This is a genomic window from Priestia sp. BR_2, assembly GCF_041954005.1.
GTDB lineage: Bacteria > Bacillota > Bacilli > Paenibacillales > Paenibacillaceae > Paenibacillus_AQ > Paenibacillus_AQ lautus_A.
In genome coordinates this window covers 12,950-31,013 of the sequence record NZ_JAVFHM010000185.1, presented here as the reverse complement: position 1 = coordinate 31,013, position 18,064 = coordinate 12,950, and the positions used below count along the sequence as shown (strand labels likewise).

18 protein-coding genes are annotated in these 18,064 nt (G+C 51.2%); 8 read left to right on the top strand and 10 right to left on the bottom strand.

Features of this window, described 5'->3' with window-relative positions; all coding sequences use genetic code 11:
* Positions 1-33: 33 nt before the first annotated feature.
* From mutS to RB298_RS09480, 8 genes are all read right to left on the bottom strand, one after another.
* Positions 34-2,805, bottom strand: coding sequence for a DNA mismatch repair protein MutS (gene mutS / locus RB298_RS09515; RefSeq protein WP_486046946.1), 2,772 nt, complete (start codon positions 2,803-2,805; stop codon positions 34-36).
* A gap of 61 nt (positions 2,806-2,866) precedes the next feature.
* Positions 2,867-4,132 carry a putative amidoligase domain-containing protein gene (locus RB298_RS09510; protein ID WP_486046945.1) on the bottom strand — a complete coding sequence of 422 codons (1,266 nt, stop codon included), beginning with the start codon at positions 4,130-4,132 and terminating at the stop codon, positions 2,867-2,869.
* Positions 4,133-4,238: 106 nt separating this feature from the next.
* Positions 4,239-4,799, bottom strand: coding sequence for an outer spore coat protein CotE (locus tag RB298_RS09505; protein ID WP_015734653.1), 561 nt, complete (start codon positions 4,797-4,799; stop codon positions 4,239-4,241).
* A 128-nt stretch (positions 4,800-4,927) separates the two neighbouring features.
* Complete coding sequence (locus RB298_RS09500; RefSeq protein ID WP_192572413.1) at positions 4,928-5,908, bottom strand: aromatic acid exporter family protein; 981 nt, start codon at positions 5,906-5,908, stop codon at positions 4,928-4,930.
* A 138-nt stretch (positions 5,909-6,046) separates the two neighbouring features.
* A complete protein-coding gene (locus tag RB298_RS09495; protein ID WP_015734651.1) occupies positions 6,047-6,880 on the bottom strand; it encodes an ABC transporter permease in 834 nt (277 codons plus the stop codon).
* A 5-nt stretch (positions 6,881-6,885) separates the two neighbouring features.
* The gene (locus tag RB298_RS09490; RefSeq protein WP_486046944.1) at positions 6,886-7,659 is read right to left on the bottom strand and encodes an ABC transporter ATP-binding protein; all 774 of its coding nucleotides are present in this window, start codon (positions 7,657-7,659) and stop codon (positions 6,886-6,888) included.
* Between the two features lie 40 nt (positions 7,660-7,699).
* Entirely contained in the window at positions 7,700-8,704 is a 1,005-nt protein-coding gene (locus tag RB298_RS09485) for an ABC transporter substrate-binding protein (protein ID WP_486046943.1), read from the bottom strand.
* 198 nt (positions 8,705-8,902) lie between these two features.
* The gene (locus tag RB298_RS09480; protein ID WP_486046942.1) at positions 8,903-10,423 is read right to left on the bottom strand and encodes a carboxypeptidase M32; all 1,521 of its coding nucleotides are present in this window, start codon (positions 10,421-10,423) and stop codon (positions 8,903-8,905) included.
* Between the two features lie 129 nt (positions 10,424-10,552).
* Between RB298_RS09480 and RB298_RS09475 the strand changes: the two genes are divergently transcribed.
* The 5 genes from RB298_RS09475 (at position 10,553) to RB298_RS09455 (ending at position 13,066) form a co-directional block, all read left to right on the top strand.
* On the top strand, positions 10,553-10,882 hold the full coding sequence (locus tag RB298_RS09475; RefSeq protein ID WP_213577871.1) for an iron-sulfur cluster biosynthesis family protein: 330 nt from the start codon (positions 10,553-10,555) through the stop codon (positions 10,880-10,882).
* Positions 10,883-10,932: 50 nt separating this feature from the next.
* Positions 10,933-11,502, top strand: coding sequence for a beta-class carbonic anhydrase (locus RB298_RS09470; protein ID WP_009591389.1), 570 nt, complete (start codon positions 10,933-10,935; stop codon positions 11,500-11,502).
* A 204-nt stretch (positions 11,503-11,706) separates the two neighbouring features.
* Positions 11,707-12,285, top strand: coding sequence for a PadR family transcriptional regulator (locus RB298_RS09465; RefSeq protein WP_096773357.1), 579 nt, complete (start codon positions 11,707-11,709; stop codon positions 12,283-12,285).
* Positions 12,286-12,340: 55 nt separating this feature from the next.
* Positions 12,341-12,784, top strand: coding sequence for a membrane protein (locus RB298_RS09460; RefSeq protein ID WP_015734645.1), 444 nt, complete (start codon positions 12,341-12,343; stop codon positions 12,782-12,784).
* Positions 12,785-12,787: 3 nt separating this feature from the next.
* Positions 12,788-13,066 (top strand): YxcD family protein, encoded by a 279-nt coding sequence (locus RB298_RS09455; RefSeq protein WP_009591356.1) that lies wholly within the window; start codon positions 12,788-12,790, stop codon positions 13,064-13,066.
* A 394-nt stretch (positions 13,067-13,460) separates the two neighbouring features.
* Here the strand turns inward: RB298_RS09455 and RB298_RS09450 are convergent, their stop codons facing one another.
* A complete protein-coding gene (locus RB298_RS09450) occupies positions 13,461-13,922 on the bottom strand; it encodes a hypothetical protein (RefSeq protein WP_486046941.1) in 462 nt (153 codons plus the stop codon).
* A gap of 139 nt (positions 13,923-14,061) precedes the next feature.
* The gene (locus tag RB298_RS09445) at positions 14,062-14,661 is read right to left on the bottom strand and encodes a TetR/AcrR family transcriptional regulator (RefSeq protein WP_486046940.1); all 600 of its coding nucleotides are present in this window, start codon (positions 14,659-14,661) and stop codon (positions 14,062-14,064) included.
* Positions 14,662-14,829: 168 nt separating this feature from the next.
* On the opposite strand from RB298_RS09445, the gene RB298_RS09440 reads away from it, so the two are divergent.
* From RB298_RS09440 to RB298_RS09430, 3 genes are all read left to right on the top strand, one after another.
* Positions 14,830-15,387: a hypothetical protein gene (locus RB298_RS09440; RefSeq protein WP_096773354.1), complete on the top strand. Its 558-nt coding sequence runs from the start codon at positions 14,830-14,832 to the stop codon at positions 15,385-15,387.
* The gene (locus RB298_RS09435) at positions 15,384-16,025 is read left to right on the top strand and encodes a GNAT family N-acetyltransferase (RefSeq protein WP_486046939.1); all 642 of its coding nucleotides are present in this window, start codon (positions 15,384-15,386) and stop codon (positions 16,023-16,025) included. Before RB298_RS09440 ends, RB298_RS09435 begins: the two co-directional genes overlap by 4 nt.
* Positions 16,026-16,132: 107 nt before the next feature.
* Positions 16,133-17,971: a UbiD family decarboxylase gene (locus tag RB298_RS09430; protein ID WP_486046938.1), complete on the top strand. Its 1,839-nt coding sequence runs from the start codon at positions 16,133-16,135 to the stop codon at positions 17,969-17,971.
* Positions 17,972-18,064 lie beyond the last annotated feature (93 nt).

Sequence of the window (18,064 nt, the reverse complement as noted above, 5' to 3'; positions counted from 1 at the left end):
CTACCTCCGTTCCTTTTCATTCCCATGCAGACATCACATATCCTTCGCTTGAAGCTTAAGGTCATTCAGGAACTGCATCGCCTGAAGCGGCGTCATGTTCATGACGTCGGCACCTTTGACGGCATCTATGATGCTCTTAACAGCAGGATCGTGAACAGCTTCTTGCGGAGAAGAGTGCTGATCCTTGCCCATCTTGGCGTTCCGGGATTCAGGCACTTCCTCCTCGCCGAAAATGGAGAGCTGCACCACGCCGCCTTTCGGGTCTGCTCCGTTCAGGCTGCCGGCATACGGCATCGTCTCTTCACGGAATTCGTGCAAAGCTTCCGGACCGCTGCGTCTCACATCCGAAGAGGCATCGGACGCAGGCTCCATCCGATGGACCGCGACCCCTTGCTCCGATGCCACTGCGGCCAGGGAAGCCATCTCCAGGCCCTGCAGCAGCCCATAAGCGCGATCAATGATACTGCCGGGCAAACCTGCCAGTCTGGCACAATAAATGCCGTAGCTGCTGTCCGCCGCGCCAGGGATCAGCTTGCGGAGAAAATGCACCTTGTCGCCGCTTTCCTGAACCGCCATGGAATAATTCTTAAGCCCGCCAAGGCTCTCCTGAAGGTGAGCCAGCTCATGGAAATGCGTCGATACCAAAGCCTTGCAGCCGATATGATCATGCACGTATTCAATCACGGCTTGCGCAATGGCCATGCCTTCACTCGTGGACGTACCGCGCCCAAGCTCATCAATGATGATCAGGCTGCGTGGCGTCGCTTTTTCCGTCATGACCTGGATATCCGCCATTTCCACCATGAAGGTGCTCTGACCGCCGATCAGGTCGTCGGCGGCGCCGATGCGAGTAAAGATCCGGTCGACCAGCGGGATAACCGCCCGCTCCGCCGGGACAAAGCAGCCCATCTGCGCCAAAATGGATAACAGAGCCACCTGGCGCATGTACGTGCTTTTGCCGGCCATATTCGGACCCGTTATGAGCAGGATCGAAGATCCGTCCTTGCGTAAATCCGTTCCGTTCGCGATAAACGACGAATCCTTCATGACGGCTTCCACCACCGGATGACGGCCGCCTTCAACGATATAATCATAGCCCTCGCTCAGCTCCGGCTTGACGAACCGGTACTCCGCGCTGACGGCAGCCAGCGACTGATAGACGTCAATCTCGGCGATGCGCTCGGCGAGTTTCTGCAGCCGGCTCACTTGGGTATTCAGCTTATCCCTCAGCTCGGTAAAGAGCGCATACTCCAGATCCACCATTTTCTCCTGGGCTTCCAGGATCAGTCCTTCTTTCTCCTTCAGTTCGGGCGTGACGTAACGCTCCGCGTTGGCCAGCGTCTGCTTGCGCTCATAGCGGCCTTCCGGCAGGGATGACAGATTGGATTTGGTGACCTCGATATAATAACCGAACACCTTGTTATAACCGATCTTCAAAGACTTGATCCCGGTAGCGGCACGTTCCTTGGCCTCCAGCTCGGCGATCCAGCGTTTGCCGCTGGTGCTCGCTTCCCGAAACTCATCCAGCCGTTCGTGGTACCCCGGCTTGATGATTCCTCCGTCGCGAACAGACACCGGCGGCTCATCCACAATCGCATTCTCGATCAGTTCGCACAGATCGTCGCAAACATCGGTATCCGCTGCCACGCGCCGCAGCGTCTCGGAAGGCGACTGGGCACACAGCTCCTTCAGGGAAGGAATTTGCCTCAATGACAGCTTGAGCGCATTCAAATCGCGTCCGTTGGCGCTGCCGAACGCGATCCGGCCGACCAGCCGCTCCAAATCGTAAATCTCTTTCAGCGCCATCCGCAAATCTTCGCGCAGTATGTACTGGTTATACAAATGCTCGACGGCCTCCAGCCGCTCCTCGATCCGGCTTCGGGACAGCAGCGGTTTATCGATTCTCCGCCGCAGGAGTCTGGCTCCCATGGAGGTTTCCGTACGATCCAGAAGCCATAGGAGCGAGCCTTTCTTCGAGCGTTCACGAACCGTCTCGACCAACTCCAGATTCCGCCTCGTGAACGGATCCAGAACCATGTATTGTCCCGGCTCGTAGGAAGCGATTTGAGTCAGCTGCCCCAGCGACCGTTTCTGCGTCTCGCTTAAATACGAGATGAGCAGGGATACGCAGGCTCTTCTCTCCTCTTCGAGGCGGGCCCATGCCGCTTCTCCGAATTGGGTCCGAACCAACGCGTCTTCTCTTCGATCCCAGGCCGTATATACGATATTTCGGCTGCCCGGCAGCGCCTGCGATGAGATGATCCCAAGCAGCGATGCATCCCCGATAATTTCGGAAGGCTCATAAATGCCAATCTCGTCCCTCAGCCATTCCTCCGATGAAGGCACCGACGTCACGTAGAGCTCGCCGGTGGACAAATCGCATGCGGATAAGGACATGAAGCCGCCCGCTTCCGTTACGCACACCATGTAATTGTTCGATTTGTCGTGAACGACCTTGCCGTCCATGATGGTCCCCGGCGTGACGACCCTGACGATTTCCCGCCGCACCATGCCTTTGGTGACCGAAGCATCCTCCATCTGTTCGCAGATGGCGACTTTGTACCCCTTTTCAATCAACCGTTGGATATAACCTTCTGCGGAATGATAAGGAACCCCGCACATCGGTATTTTCTCTGCACCGCCGCCTTCGCGGCCGGTCAGCGTAATCTCCAATTCCTTCGACGCAAGGATCGCGTCATCGAAAAACATTTCGTAAAAATCGCCCAAGCGGAAAAAAAGAAACGCATCGCGCGCTTGTTCTTTGACTTTCAAATATTGTTCAATCATCGGCGTATATTTAGCCATGACGTACCTCCATTACCTTTCTAGCTTGACCTCCATTATAACAGAAATTGACCGTAAGGCATCACGGCTTGGTTGGAATATTCCACAGCGGCCGGATATCCCTGCTCTCATCCCAGGTTCGCCCCGTCTCCATGTGCGCTACAGCCCGTTCGATTTCACGGGCGAAATCCGGGTACTCCGGCAGTGCCGACAGATCCCTGTGCCAGCCTGCAATACACTCTTTGAGCACGGATTTATCGCCTTCGTAATAGGCACGGTGATACCGTTCGGTGTTTAACGGCCTCCCCGGCAGGCGATCGCTGTAGCGGGCAGCCAGGTAAGCAACGCCAAGCGACACCTTCGCGACGAGCGGCGAGACGAGAAAGCTGGGCAGCGTACGGTATTCAAACCCGCCGTAAGGCTGCCTGCGGAAATCCCCAAGGAAACCGTAACGGGGCCTCCGCAGACGCCCGTTGGGGTCTTCGAGAAGCGCCAGCGGCAGAGCCACATAATTATCCAGGGTCTGAAGAAGAGACAGGGACAGCGGCACGCCGCTGAAGTGAATATGGCCTCCCAGCGGAAAATCGCCATAAGGCAGGGCGCCTGCCTTCCATGCCAGCGAACGATCCTGAATCAGGAGATGAGCTTCGCGCAGAGCTTTTTGCATTTCAAGCAGCAATTCCTTCGGATTCGCCTTGGGCGACGGCCTGAGCTCGGCAATAGGATAAATCACCTCGCCCCGTAAACGAACGGCATCGCTTCCGACCGACCCGCCGCGTTCCATAAATTCGGATGCAAACACGATGTCTCCGTTATCCTTCATCAGGACAAACTCCGGATCCATGCCCATGAGTAACGATGAAACAAGAGAAGCATCGCCTTCTTCGTTGTTAGCAGGGTACCCTTCCGTCCGCCGTGACCGCTGACCCTTGGCACTCATTACGGCTTTGCTGCGGTCAGCTGGCATGCGGACATCCTCCACTACGTATCTTCGACCGGGGCGGGCCGTAATGATGACCTCCCCTTCATCGACGCCCAGCGTGTACAGCGACCGCAGGGCCGCTTTCTCCAATCTTCGATGCAGGCCATCTTCATATCTTCCGCTCTCGGGATCGGGCATGAACACCGCTTCGCTGCCGCCCATCTGATGTTGGCGGATCTTGGCTGCAGCCAGCCGGTCGACATGCACCGCGTACCTGGCGGCGTAACGTTTCTCCTCGACTGAACCCGAATTCAATCCACACGGAATCCCGGATCGGATCAACCGTGCTTGCGCCAAGAGCAAAGCAGATCCATGAAGCGACACATGTTTTTTTTCGACCGCCGGTCGTACGATCATTCTAACCATCCCCATTCCCCCTGCAAATAAAAATAAAAAAGAGGGCATCCGCCCTCCGCAAAGCTGCCCTCGCTGCATATGCTAAGATTATAATCATTCCTACAGGAGGGTTAACTTACAGTTCATCCTCCAGACCTTCGTAATCTTCGTAATCATCGACGTCGTCTCCCAGGACGTAGTCGAATTCTTTGTCTTCGTAGTCGCCGTGAGGGTAGCTGCATACTTTGACAACGACCTTCGTTTCGGCTACCAGTTCCACCGCATACTCTCTCTCTACCCGCAGAATGACGCTCGTGCCATTCGAGGATACGCTGGCCTCGACGCAGCTCGGCTCCTGCGTCGCTTCAGCCGAAACCTCCACCGTGGATGCACGATGCTTCGGATCCAGATAGGAAAGAGGCACGCGTTCTACATACGATACCGTTTCTTTCGCCACATCGGTCTGCGAATTTTTGTCATAGGAATACCAGATGTTTACATCGTAAGTACCAATAACTTCAATTCCGTCTCCGGCGGCAACCGCCTCGTACTGATGGTTTATAATCCAAGCCCCCAAAATACTGGTCGGATTATTAGGCGGAGTCACGGTATGTGTTACGGTAGAGAACTTACGACCCTTGCCGCAGATCGCCTTCGTGATGATTTCTCTACATTGGTGTTTATGACTCAATGACATCTTCGAACCTCCTCCATACAATCATTCCATACATGTGTATGCAAGACATGGGCGAATGTTGAATGAAGTGGTCCAAATAAATTCATATGATGCTAAAAATATCAGATTTATTTTTGAAAATCGCTAAGCTATACGGCCGAATCCGCGCGCTTCTGCGGTTTTTTCGCCGTGGGCGCTTTATACTTTTTCGAGATATTCAAATAGTATTCCAGCTCGTGGCAGAGCTGCAATATCGCAGAACGGACCTCGAATTCCTCGCGGGTCGTCGGGAGCTCCATCTCCTTGAACCTGTCCTCCAGCTCAATCAGCAGACCTTCGGACTTCCCCGTATAGCCTTCGGCAACGACATCCTGGCTTAACTGATCGAAAATTTCAGCCGTCAGCACGCCGTGCGGAAGCCGCTCGTACACCTGGGAGATCTGATGCATCATGCTCTGGATATTCTCCATCTGTTCCTTACGCATATAAAAATAGATGTTCCAGGAGCCGTCCGGATGAATCATCTGGTTCTCCGAAGCCCGCTTTGCTTCCTCTATCCCTTTTTCGATCTGCCGATTGGCCTCGATCAGCTCTTTTCCGTCCCATATATGTTCGGGGTTTCGAAGCGTCAGCGAGAAATGATGGAAAATGACGGAGAAAAGCCCATCCACCTTGCGGCGGATCTCCATCATCGCCCCCTCGCTGTTCGGCATATAAACCAGATTCACGAGCATAGCCGACCCGAGGCCGATAATCAGGAGTTCGATTTGCGTGAGCAATATGCCGAGTCCGATCTCTTCCCCCTGAAACACCCGAAACACCACAACCGAACTGGTCACGATGCCTTCCTTGAAATTAGCCCTCGATATCGCGGGAAATGCAAGCAATATGTACAAGGCCAGCACCCAGTAATGAAAACCGAGAAAATAAAATAAAATGCACGCCAGTACAAGTCCCAGCAATGACGCAAAAAATCGGGACGATATGGAGCGCACGCTCCGTTTGCGCGTAACGTCAACGCCGAGTATAGCAAGAAGACCGGCGGACGTAGCCCCCGGTATGTTCAAAGCATCTGTAATTAAAATGGCAAGCAGGCTGGCCGCTGCTGTTTTGATGACACGAAATCCCATGTGATGAAGAGCCTCCAGGCGATTTGTTGATGGCTATATCTGCTTCTTTATCATGTTAGCCGCATATATAAGGTATCTTCATCCTAGCTTATTTTTATGCCGTTAACAACCATGCCTGACGCCGCAGGTGATGCCTGCTTAGCGATGGGTCAACAATTTCCTTTCTATATATACCACGATTTGATACATGGCCGTTGCAACAACGGCAATGATGAGCAGACTCGATAACACGAGCGTGAAGTTGAATACCTGAAAACCGTACATAATCAAGTAACCGAGACCCGATTTGGCAACCAAAAATTCGCCGACGATGACGCCGACCCATGCCATGCCCACGTTAACCTTGAGGGTCGATACGATCGCGGGATAGGAAGCCGGCAAGATGACCCGTTGAAATACTTGGCGCTTGGTTCCGCCGAACGTGCGGACGACCTTGATCAGATTGGAATCCACCTCGTTAAAGCTATTGTATACGACGAGCGTGGTCACAATGACCGTAATGGATAGCGTAGTGACGACAATGGCGGTAAAGCCGGCGCCGAACATCACGATGAATATGGGACCCAGCGCCACTTTCGGCATGCTGTTGAACACGACCATATAAGGATCCAGCACTTTATTGAGAAACGGGGACCACCAGATCAATACGGCCATCAGCGTGCCAACGAGCGTGCCGAGCAGGAATCCGACAACCGTCTCCCCTACCGTGACCCCCAGGTGTCCCCATAACTCGCCGCTGATCATGTTATCCCATATGTTCGCGAAGATTTTGGTGGGGTAGCTGAACAGCAGCACGTCGATCCATTTGAATCTGCCGGCCGCTTCCCACCAGATAAAGAACAGCAGCAGCAGGCTGAGCTGAACGGTCAGTACCCGGTTTTGCATGCTTTTCTTTCGCTTCATGTGGTTTGCATAGATATTCTGGAGCCAGCCCTTCGAAGAAGAAGCTGACGGCTCATCCCTTGATGTCATAGGCTTCACTCCTTCCCGATCGTTTGCATTTCGCCCCAGATTTCATGAAACAATTCATTGAACCCCGGCTCCTTGCGAGCAAAAAACGGCTGCGCCCGGCGGATGTTGTCGGGAATATCAAACAAACGATGAACCCGCCCGGGATTACGGTTCAAGAGAATGACCCGGTCGCTCATCGCAATCGCTTCGGATAAATCATGAGTGACCAGGATGGCCGTCTTTCCCCGCTCCTTCAAGGTTTCCACGATCAAATCCTCAAGCTGCAGCTTCGTCTGGTAGTCCAGCGCGGAGAAAGGTTCATCCAGCAGCAGCAGTCCCGGATCCGTAGCTAAGGTCCTGACGAGCGCTACCCGCTGCCTCATTCCGCCCGACAGCTGCGCCGGAAACAGATTACCGCTCTCCCCGAGCCCCATCTCCCTGAGCAGATTCCCTACCACGCTTCGGCTTTGCGGATTCAGCCTTTCCGTCAATTCCAATCCGATCAAGGCGTTATCCATGATGGTGCGCCAAGGAAATAAATAGTCCTGCTGCAGCATGTACCCGACTTCAGGCGACGGTCCGTTTACCGGTTTGCCGTTTACGTAAGCAGCCCCTTTGGAGGGGGCAAGCAGGCCGGCAATGACGGACAAGATGGTCGTTTTCCCGCAGCCGCTAGGCCCTACCAGACTGATGAACTCCCCCGGCTCCACCTTCAAATGAATTCCTTCCACAGCCAGAGAGGCTTCCCGATCGGTGACATATACATGAGCGATATCATTCAATTCAACTACCGGTACCATGGTGCTCTCTCCTTTCGTTCTATGGATCAGGAGTACGTGATTATTTAGCTTGCTTGGCTTTTTCGGCAAAGCTGTTGTTGACGATGGCATCCGGCGCTACCCGTTCCTTCAGTTCCCCGGCTTGCTCCATCACGTCCAGCAGATTGTTCCACTCCGCCTCATCCACGATCGGATCGCTGGCATAACTGCCCTGCTCTTTGTAGCGCTTGACCGAGGACACCACGATATCGCGGTCGCTGTCTTTAAAATAAGGCAGGATCGCATCCGCGATATCTTCGGGGCTGCTCGCATCCACCCATTGCTGTGCCTTGTACAGGGCGTTCGTAAACTTCTGCACCGTGGCATCGTTCTTGTCGATATAGCTTTGCTTTGTCATAAACACGGTGTACGGCAGATGCCCGCTTTCTACGCCAAAGGAAGCCACCACCTTGCCGCGGCCTTCTTTTTCAAATATGGAGGCCTGCGGCTCAAAGAGCTGGACAAACTCACCCGTACCGGAAGCATACGCCGATGCGATGTTCGCAAAATCGATGTTCTGAATCAGCTCCAGGTCCGCATGCGGATCGATCCCTTTTTTGCGGAGCGTAAACTCGCCTGCCATCTGCGGCATTCCGCCCTTACGCTGACCGAGGAATACTTTGCCCTTCAGGCTGTTCCAGTCAAAATCACCCGATCCATCCCTGGCCATCAGAAACGTGCCGTCCGTCTGCGTCACCTGCCCGAAATTGATGACCGGGTCTTCAGCCCCCTGTTGGTACACGTAAATCGAAGTTTCCGAGCCGACAAGCGCCACGTCGATGGCACCGGACAGCAGAGCCGTCATCGTCTTGTCTCCGCCCGGGGTCGTCTGCAGCTCGACATCCAGCCCCTCTTCCTTGAAAAATCCCTTCTCCAATGCGACATACTGCGGCGCATAGAAGATCGAACGCGTCACTTCGCCGATCTTGACCTTCGTGGCCGATCCGCCGCCCCCGCACCCGGCAAGCGCAACTCCGCAGGCCAGAAGCAAGGATAATGCCAGCCCCCACCATTTTTGACGCTTCATTCGATAACCCTCCATTCCCATAGACCCAATGTTTCTTTTCAGCATATGCAAGCGTCAGCCCAAAGGTTAAACGCCTGGTTAGAGCATGCCGGCAAATTTGGATTGGCTCCACTTACGCAGGGAACGAATAAAAAGGACCCGGTTTCAAAACTCTTCCGAATAAAAAAAGCGCAGCCTCTCGGGCTGCGCTTCTCGTGATTATGACAGTTTGTAGATCTCTTTATATTTCTCTTCGAGATAATCGGCCAGATAATCCGGATTCAGTTCTTCACCGGTGACGCGTTCGATGATCTCGGATGGCTTCTCGCTCTTTCCGTATTTGTATACCTTGTCCGTCAGCCACTCCTTGATCGGAGCCAGGTCCCCGGCTTCGATGAGCTGGTCCAGATTCGGCAGCTCTTTGCGCATGGTGTGCAGCATCTGGGCCGCGTACATGTTGCCAAGGGAGTACGAGGCGAAATACCCGAAATCCCCGCCGGACCAGTGAACGTCCTGAAGCACGCCCATCCCATCGTTCGGCGGCATAATGCCGAGGTATTCTTTATACTTCGCGTTCCAGGTCTCCGGAAGATCCTTCACCGCCAAACCTACGTTAAAGAGTTTCTTCTCGATCTCATAACGAATGATGATATGCAGGTTATACGTAAGCTCATCCGCTTCGATGCGAATCAGGGAGTTCTCCACCTTGTTCGCGGCCAGGTAGAAGTCCTCTACGTCCACGTCCTTCAACTGTTCCGGGAAGTGCTGCTGCAAATCCGCGAAATAACGGCGCCAGAACGGACGGCTGCGGCCGATCATATTTTCCCACAGACGGGATTGGGATTCATGGATGCCCATGGAGGTACCACCGGAGAGCGGTGTCCCCGCGAGCTCCTTGTCGATATTCTGCTCGTAAAGGGCATGGCCTCCCTCGTGCAGGGAACTGAATACCGCGCTCAGCACATCGTCCGGCAGATACATGGTCGTAATCCGCACGTCTCCCGGGTTCAAGCCCGTGGCAAATGGATGCACGCTCTCGTCCAAGCGTCCCGCTTCAAAGTCGTAGCCCATCTGCTCCAGCAGGAACAAGCTGAATTTCTCCTGCTGTTCTTTCGGAAACAGCTGCTTCAAGAAGTCTGCTTTCGGCTTGAAGGGCGATTCCTGGATCGCATGCACCAGCGGTACCAAACGCGCTTTCAAGCGGTCAAAGATGGCATCCACCTTTTCCACCGTCAAATCCGGCTCATACATATCAAGGAGCGTATCGTATCTGGTGTTTTTCACGCCCCAATAATCAATAAACTCTTGCTTGAACGCAACGATCTTCGTTAAGTAAGGTTCGAAGCCTTCAAAATCGCTGTTCTTTTTCGCTTCCTCCCACTTCGTCTCCGATTGGGCGGCGAGAATGGAATATTCCTGGAAGCGCTCAGGCGGGATGGACTTGCTCTGGTCGTATACCTTGCGCACTTCTTCAATCATGCGGCGTTTGCGATCATCCAACTGCTCAGCCTGTTCCGGCTTGGCAAAGAAAGACAACAGCTCTCCCATCTCTTCCGATATTTGCAGTTTAAATGCCTCTGTGGAGAGAACCCCGATCGTTTCCGAGCGGATCTCGGTTCCTTTGCGCGGAGCGCCTGTCCGTAAATCCCAATGAAGTAGGCCAATAGCTTCGTAGTAACTCATGATTTTGCGAACCAATCGTTCAAATTGTTCCCATTGCTGTAAATGTTGTACTGCCATACCGGCCCACCTTCTTTTTTTTATGATAGGATTCTTGTTTACTCTATTGATGATACTTTTTACAAGGTATATAATCAACTTCCAGAAAGAATAAATAACAATCTACATATAAAGGAGTGTCAGGATGCCGTGAATATTCAACTTACCCCGCAAGCCGAGCTGAAGCTGCAGGACAAACTCGGGGACAAGCCGGGTGCAATCAGGCTGATCTATGACACGGAGGGATGCGGATGTGCCGTCAACGGCGTCCCAGGCCTGCGTATTGTAGATGAGCCGACGCCGGATGATCTTGCTGTCGAAACGGACAGCCCGGTAACGTTTATCGTGAACCGCAAGCAAGCTGTTTTTTTTGAAGAGAAGATGAAACTCGATGCCGATCCGGCCGCATACGCCTTCCGTCTGGACAGCAGCGGACAGCATTATGGCACCAATATCCAGGTAGTGGATACCAGAGCGTAAGCAGCAGCATTCTAAATGAATAATAGATACACAAAAGGAGAGAAAAATCGATGGAAAAACACCTTAACAGCATACTGGAACACAATCGCAGCTTTGTAGAGAATAAAGAATACGAATCCTATCTGACAGGGCGTTTTCCTGAGAAGAAACTCGTGATCATCACCTGTATGGACACGCGCTTGGTCGAACTTCTGCCGAAAGCGATGAATTTCAAGAATGGCGATGTCAAAATCATCAAAAACGCCGGCGCAATCATTTCCCAGCCTTTCGGGAGCGTGATGCGGAGCGTCATGGTTGCGCTGTACGAGCTTCACGCGGAAGAAGTCATCGTTGTGGGCCACTACGAATGCGGCATGGCATCCCTGAACGCAGAGGATATGATCCAGCATATGAGAGACCGCGGCATTTCCGATGAAGTGCTGTCCACGCTGGAAAACTCCGGCATCCGGTTATCCAAATGGCTTCGCGGTTTCGATAACATTACGGACGGCGTAAAAAATACGGTCAGCCTGATTAAAAACCACCCGCTCCTTCCTCCAAACGTACCCGTCCATGGCATGGTCATCGACCCCAACACCGGTGCGCTTGATCTCGTCGTGGAAGGATACGAGAACGAATAAATCAACCAAAGTCAAATGGAAGCACAAACGCGCACGCGTTTGTGCTTTTTTAGTCACAATTTTGTCAAAAGCAGAGAGAAAGCCCCCTCCCCCGGTTGTCAAACCATACAGTTTCAGTGTACACTTTTTATCAACCGGACCGATAGGCGGATTATCATTCCTGCCTTGGCGTCCACGATATGCGTTTCAAAGGGAGTTATGTCCATGAATACGTTGTCATACGGCTTGTTAGGATTACTAGCAAGAAGAGAATCATCAGGATACGATTTGATGCTTCGCATACAGCCTTTTTGGCAAGCCAAACACAGTCAGATCTATCCGCTGCTGTCCGGCATGGAGGAGAAACAGCTGTTGTCCTCGCACTGGGTTCAGCAAAGCGATAAACCGGACAAAAAAATTTATGCGATTACAGACAAAGGCATGCAGAAGCTGCGTGAATGGATGTACCAACCGATTGCGCCTGCAGTCACCAAGGATGAGCTTTCTCTTCGAACCTTTTGCCTGTGGTTGACGGAGATCGGCATCGCCGTCGATATTTTCGAGGACCGCAGAATCGGTTATCTGGAGAAAAAGCGTTACTATGAGCAGATTTTAGCGGGGATTCCGGAGGACACCCGCGAGATCGGAAGCAAGGCGTTCAGCAATTACGTGCTCGCTACCAAAGGACTGATGATGGCTGAAACCGAGCTGAAATGGTGCGATTGGGTTCTGGAATTACTGAGACAGCAGCAACGCGCTACAGCCTCAAACCATGGCCGCACAAATTTTGAAACCCTATCGTGACTCGTCCGTATTACTCTTTATACTCTAAATTAACTGGGAGGTTCGACAGAACACGATGAAAAAAGTATTGACGATTCTAGTAGCGATTACACTGTTCTTTGTAGCGCTGACGCCTGATTCCGCAGATGCCAGAAGAGGTGGCGGAGGTTTCAAATCCGGAACCAAGTCATACAACAGCACTCCGAAAAAGAATGATACCAATAATGTGCAACAAACGAACAACCGATCCAATACAGGGGCAGCCGCTAACACGAAAAAACCAGGATTTTTTAGCGGTGGCAGCTTGATGAAAGGACTTATGATCGGTGGTCTGGCCGGATTGCTCTTCGGCAGCATGTTCGCCGGCATGGGCTTCATGGGCGAAATTATGGGATTGCTCATTAACCTGATCGCAATTTGGGCTTTGATTATGATCGTTATGGCTGTTGTACGTGCCGTGAAGAATCGTCGTAAACAAAACGAGCCTCGCGACAACAACAATCACAATAACCGGTACTAATCCATGGTTCTAAGCATGGACGAAATCGTCAATGCGGTCTGCCTTCACCAAGCGGAACGCAGAGGCGTCAAACCAACGGACGTATCGCTTGAGCTTAGCTGGGACGAAGATACGGGATATACGGCCGAAGTATGGGTCAACGGAAGAACTCAGTATTTGATTGAGGCCAACCTCATCGAGGCCATTCTCCGCTACCTTCACTCCGAGTACAATATCCGCGCATACAGCGAGCAGGTAAGACTTGAGCTGGAAGATGAAATTATTGCCATTGTTCAGCAATAAGGTTATGAATTATATAAAAGCAGCCCTTCGCCATTGTGCGAGGGGCTGCTTTTTGGATTACCAACATGAAGATCCGTTCGTACACCGCATGAAGTATCCGTCCAAGAAAAGCACTTCAACCATATGTGCGCCTTCTTCTATTAGTAATACGAGTTATACGAACGCCATAATGATTAGCTTCGCTTAGTCTTTACCTGCGTTTCTGCCCGGATTAGGCGAATCAAGCTCTTTCCGCTTGCCCTCCTTATGCCATTCCTCATACTGTTCACCGATCTGAAGAAAGGAATTTATTGATCATATCCTTCATTTCTTGGATCTAATCCTAGGCATACTTCAAAGGGTGGTTGCATTATCCACCTTGTATTTTTGCAGAAGCTTGAGATAACGAAGCAGTTTAGTCCCTATGTAAGACTCGTTCGTGCTCTCTTAAACTGTTTAGGATATGACCTGCAGCAAAAACGATACTGAACATAAACAACAGGATGGAATGCAAAACCACCGAACCAGCCAGAAAATAAAGGACCGGAGTTATCGCTAGTGGTACCGGAATCCCCATAACCGGCTTGAATAACAGCCCATAATCCCTGTCGTTCAAAAAGTATCGGCACCATCCCCCGTAGTATAGCAATAGCGCTAGAATCATTACGATGAGCGAGATGATTTCGTACCCGTGCCGGAGCTGCACCGCAAAAAATAAAGGGACGATCATGGTCCCGATTCGCCCGATCCCTTCGGCCGCCGTGAAGATCAAGCTGGGATTGGGCTGACCGGACATGTTATGCGGCGCGCGTCTAACGAACAAGAGATTAGGAAGCAGAACCATAAAAGGCACGAAGAGGCTCACTGGATGAAACAAACCGTTTCCTACTTTACTAGCGAAGCAGTACTTTAGCTTGCTCGTCTACTCCCCATTATACGATCCAATGAGAAACTAAGCGGAGCGTCCCTTACCGCATTTTTAAACAGGTCCCGTTTGATCTTAAACCGTTTCATCGTTATTCTCCACCATGATGTTGTCCCGCCAACCCGTAAAAGAACAGCTCCATCAAGCTCTCCATGCTGATGGCGAATTCGCGGTTAGCCGAATCCCAGCGCCGGCCGAGCTCATTCATGAACATCGTGAAGAACAGCATCGTCGCCTCTTCGGTTTGCTCCTTATCGATATAACCTTCTTGTTTCCCGAGTGCAACAAACTTCATGAAAAAGCCTTTAATCTTCTGCTCACTTTCCTGCCGAATCTTCAGATCGATGCTGTGATCTTCAAAGGCTTGAATTCGACGAAACTCTTCCGACAAGAAGGTCAAATTATTAGCTTCCAGCAGCATGATTGCTTTGGTCTTCTCCGGGAATGGCAGGTCGGATTCCAGGATACGGTCATACTCCGCCAACTGCTTGTCCATCCAATTCATGATCATATCATGGTAAAGCTGATCTTTGGTTCCGAAATAGTTGTATATCGTCGCGGGAGAAACTCCTGCCTGTTGGGCGATTTCGTTCACGCTGACTTTTTGGTAACCATGCCTTGTAAATAGCTGGAATGCGGCATCGAAGACCTGTTCGATTTTTAGCAGCTTTCTTCGTTCATACCCGTTCATATGTTCCCCACCTCAATTGAAGTATATATCAAGTTTTAGAGTAATTCAATTTATTCACTATAAAACAATTGACAAACACCTATTTGGAGTTATATTGTTTTTATAGTAAATCAATTCAAATACTACATAATTTAATTTAAATCACAAAAGAAATGAGTGTGTTACGTGATGAAAATCGTAAAGATTCCTTCGATTCTGCATGATGTTTTTGGTGAAAAGCAGTCCGTTGGCTCTATTCTGGTCATCCTGCTGTTCGGTGGACTTCTAACCATCGCGGTGAGCTTCATTTATCCTGAAATCACAAACTCTTTGCCTATATGGCGCAGTGCCCTTGCCTTATTGCTTATCTTCGATATATTCGCCGGCTGCATTGCCAATTTCACAATCTCAACCAGTAATTTCTACGCGTCCAGAAAAACGAATCGGACAGTGTTCCTTGCGATACATGTGCATATCATCATGATTGCGCTTCTACTCCATACCGATATCGGGTATGCCGTCGGTATATGGGCATATACCATCGCTGGAGCTGTGACCGTGAATGCGCTGATCGGGAAATCATCGCAGCGATTTATAGGAGGCTTGCTCCTGTCGATCGGCATAGGGGTTACGTTCTTGCTGTCCAGCATCCAGCCCTACATGTTATTGGCCGGCACCCTGTTTATGCTGAAAGTATTGTACAGCTTTGCTGTAGATCATTATGGCAAAGCAGTAGAGAAATCATGAACATTCCATGCAGAGTATCCAAGCTGACCCAAGCAGATAAAATCTTATTTTCATCCATTATGAACCGGGCATTTGCCCGGGATCCTTTGTTTCTGCATGCATTTGGCGATCCGGAGCTTGATCGTGAATCAAGCAGCAGAGCGGCTGCATTTGTCTCCTTCATGTTTGATAAAAGCTTTCTGCTGCATGAAGAAATATGGGGCTATTATGAAAACGAAATCTTGCTCGGTACCTTCATTGTAGAGAAACCCGGCATAAGCAAGCTTAAGCGTTTAAAGGGAGCTTTTTTGCTGATTGGAAGACTCTTGCCGTTGTTATTCCAACTCCCAGTCAAAACATTGAGATTCCTGAATGCCTATATGGGCATGACGAGATCGGCTGCTCCTTCTTCTCCGCACCATTATCTCATTATGATCGGAGTGAATCCGGAGGTCCAAGGCAGGGGAATTGGAACAGCAATGCTGCGGCACCTGCTTCAAGTGGTTAATTCGGATCACAATTCACATGGAATCACGCTCGATACTGAAAATAAGGAGAATGTAAATTTGTATCAAAGATGGGGATTTGTTTTGAGGCATGAAGAAAAAATCAACGCCCTGACCTTGTATTGCATGTTCTATCAGAAAGACGATTTTTAATGACGGAGCCGTTTGTCCATTCTATATCGGGCGTCATTGACCTTCGCCATGAGATTGTCGATAATAGTAGAATAAGTTCACTATCTACAAGGGATTGGAGCTATGTAATGAAATATCATAATCTGGAAGAATGCATCATTGATTTGGAGAAACATGGGCATTTGGTTCGTATACATGAAGAGGTCGATCCTCATTTAGAAATGGCGGCCATACATATGAAGGTTTATGAGGCAGGCGGCCCGGCACTCCTGTTTGAGAATGTAAAAGGTTCAAGGTTTCGTGCGGTATCCAACCTGTTCGGCACGATCGAGCGCAGCAAATTCATTTTTCGGGAAACCTTCGAATCAACGCAAGACGTTATCGCGCTGCGCAACGATCCGATGAAGGCGCTCAAAAATCCTTTTAAATATATCGGAACGGGACTGGCAGCTAAATCTGCACTGCCGATCAAAAAAACAGGTGCCCTGCCACCCGGATTTCAGGAAATCCAAATTTCCGATCTGCCGCTCATTAAGCACTGGAAGGACGACGGCGGCGCTTTCGTCACGCTGCCCCAAGTGTATTCCGAAGACCCGGAGAAGCCGGGCGTGATGAATTCCAATCTGGGCATGTACCGGGTTCAGCTCACAGGCAATGAATATGAAATGAACAAGGAAGTCGGCATCCATTACCAAATCCACCGGGGCATCGGCATCCATCAAGCGAAGGCGAATAAGCTGGGTCAGCCGCTGAAAGTGAGCTGTTTTATCGGGGGGCCCCCTGCCCATACGATTTCTGCGGTTATGCCCCTGCCGGAAGGCATGAGCGAGCTTACCTTTGCCGGACTGCTGTCGGGACGACATTTCCGGTACAGCTATGTGGATGGTTACTGCATCAGCCACGATGCGGATTTTGTTATTACGGGGGAGATCCATCCCGGCGAAACCAAGCCCGAGGGACCTTTTGGCGATCATCTGGGTTATTACAGCCTGGTCCATCCGTTTCCGGTCATGCGAGTGCATAAAGTCTATGCCAAGCGGCAGGCCATCTATCCGTTTACGGTCGTCGGGAGACCGCCGCAGGAAGATACGTCCTTCGGGGAGCTGATTCATGAGCTGACCGGCGGGGCGATCCGGCAAGAAATTCCGGGGGTCAAGGAAGTCCATGCGGTTGATGCTGCCGGGGTACACCCCCTGCTCTTTGCCATCGGCAGCGAACGGTATACCCCATATCAACAAGTAAAGCAGCCGGCTGAGCTTCTCACCATCTCCAACCGGATACTGGGCACGGGCCAATTAAGCTTGGCCAAGTATTTATTCATTGCAGCTGAAGAGAACCAGCCTTTAAGCACGCATCATATCGAGGACTTCTTGACCTATATATTGGAACGCATCGATCTGCAACGGGACATCCATTTTCAGACCAATACCACGATCGATACGCTCGATTATTCCGGAACCGGACTCAACACCGGCAGCAAGGTCGTATTTGCGGCGGTCGGGGATAAAAAAAGGGGTTTGTGCCAAGCGGTGCCTGAGGCGTTAACGGATCTTCCCGGGTATGCGCCTGCAAAATGGATCATGCCCGGCATTGTCGCCATCCAGGGAGCCCCCTTTACGAGTTATTCCGAAGTGGCGCAGGAGATGTCGAGCCTTAGCGATGCCATCCGGGAACGAGGTTCGCTTCCTTCCTGCCCGATGATCATTCTGTGCGATGACAGTGAATTCATGAGCGCAACGCTCAACAATTTTCTTTGGGCAACCTTTACGCGCAGCAATCCTTCCCATGACATTCACGGCGTGAACAGCCGCTATGAGCACAAGCATTGGGGCTGCGACACGGTCATTATCGATGCCCGCACGAAACCGCACCAAGCCCCTCCGTTGATACCGGACGCGGAGGTTGAACGCAGCATCCAGCGTTTGTTTGCGAACGGCGGCAGCTTAAGCCGCATTTCGCTGCATTAAAAGCTTAGAACCGCGGGTTAGCTGTATAAGGAAGTGAAGGGATAAAATTGTAAAAAGGGCTGGTCCAACGTCCATTTGACTTTGCGACCAGCC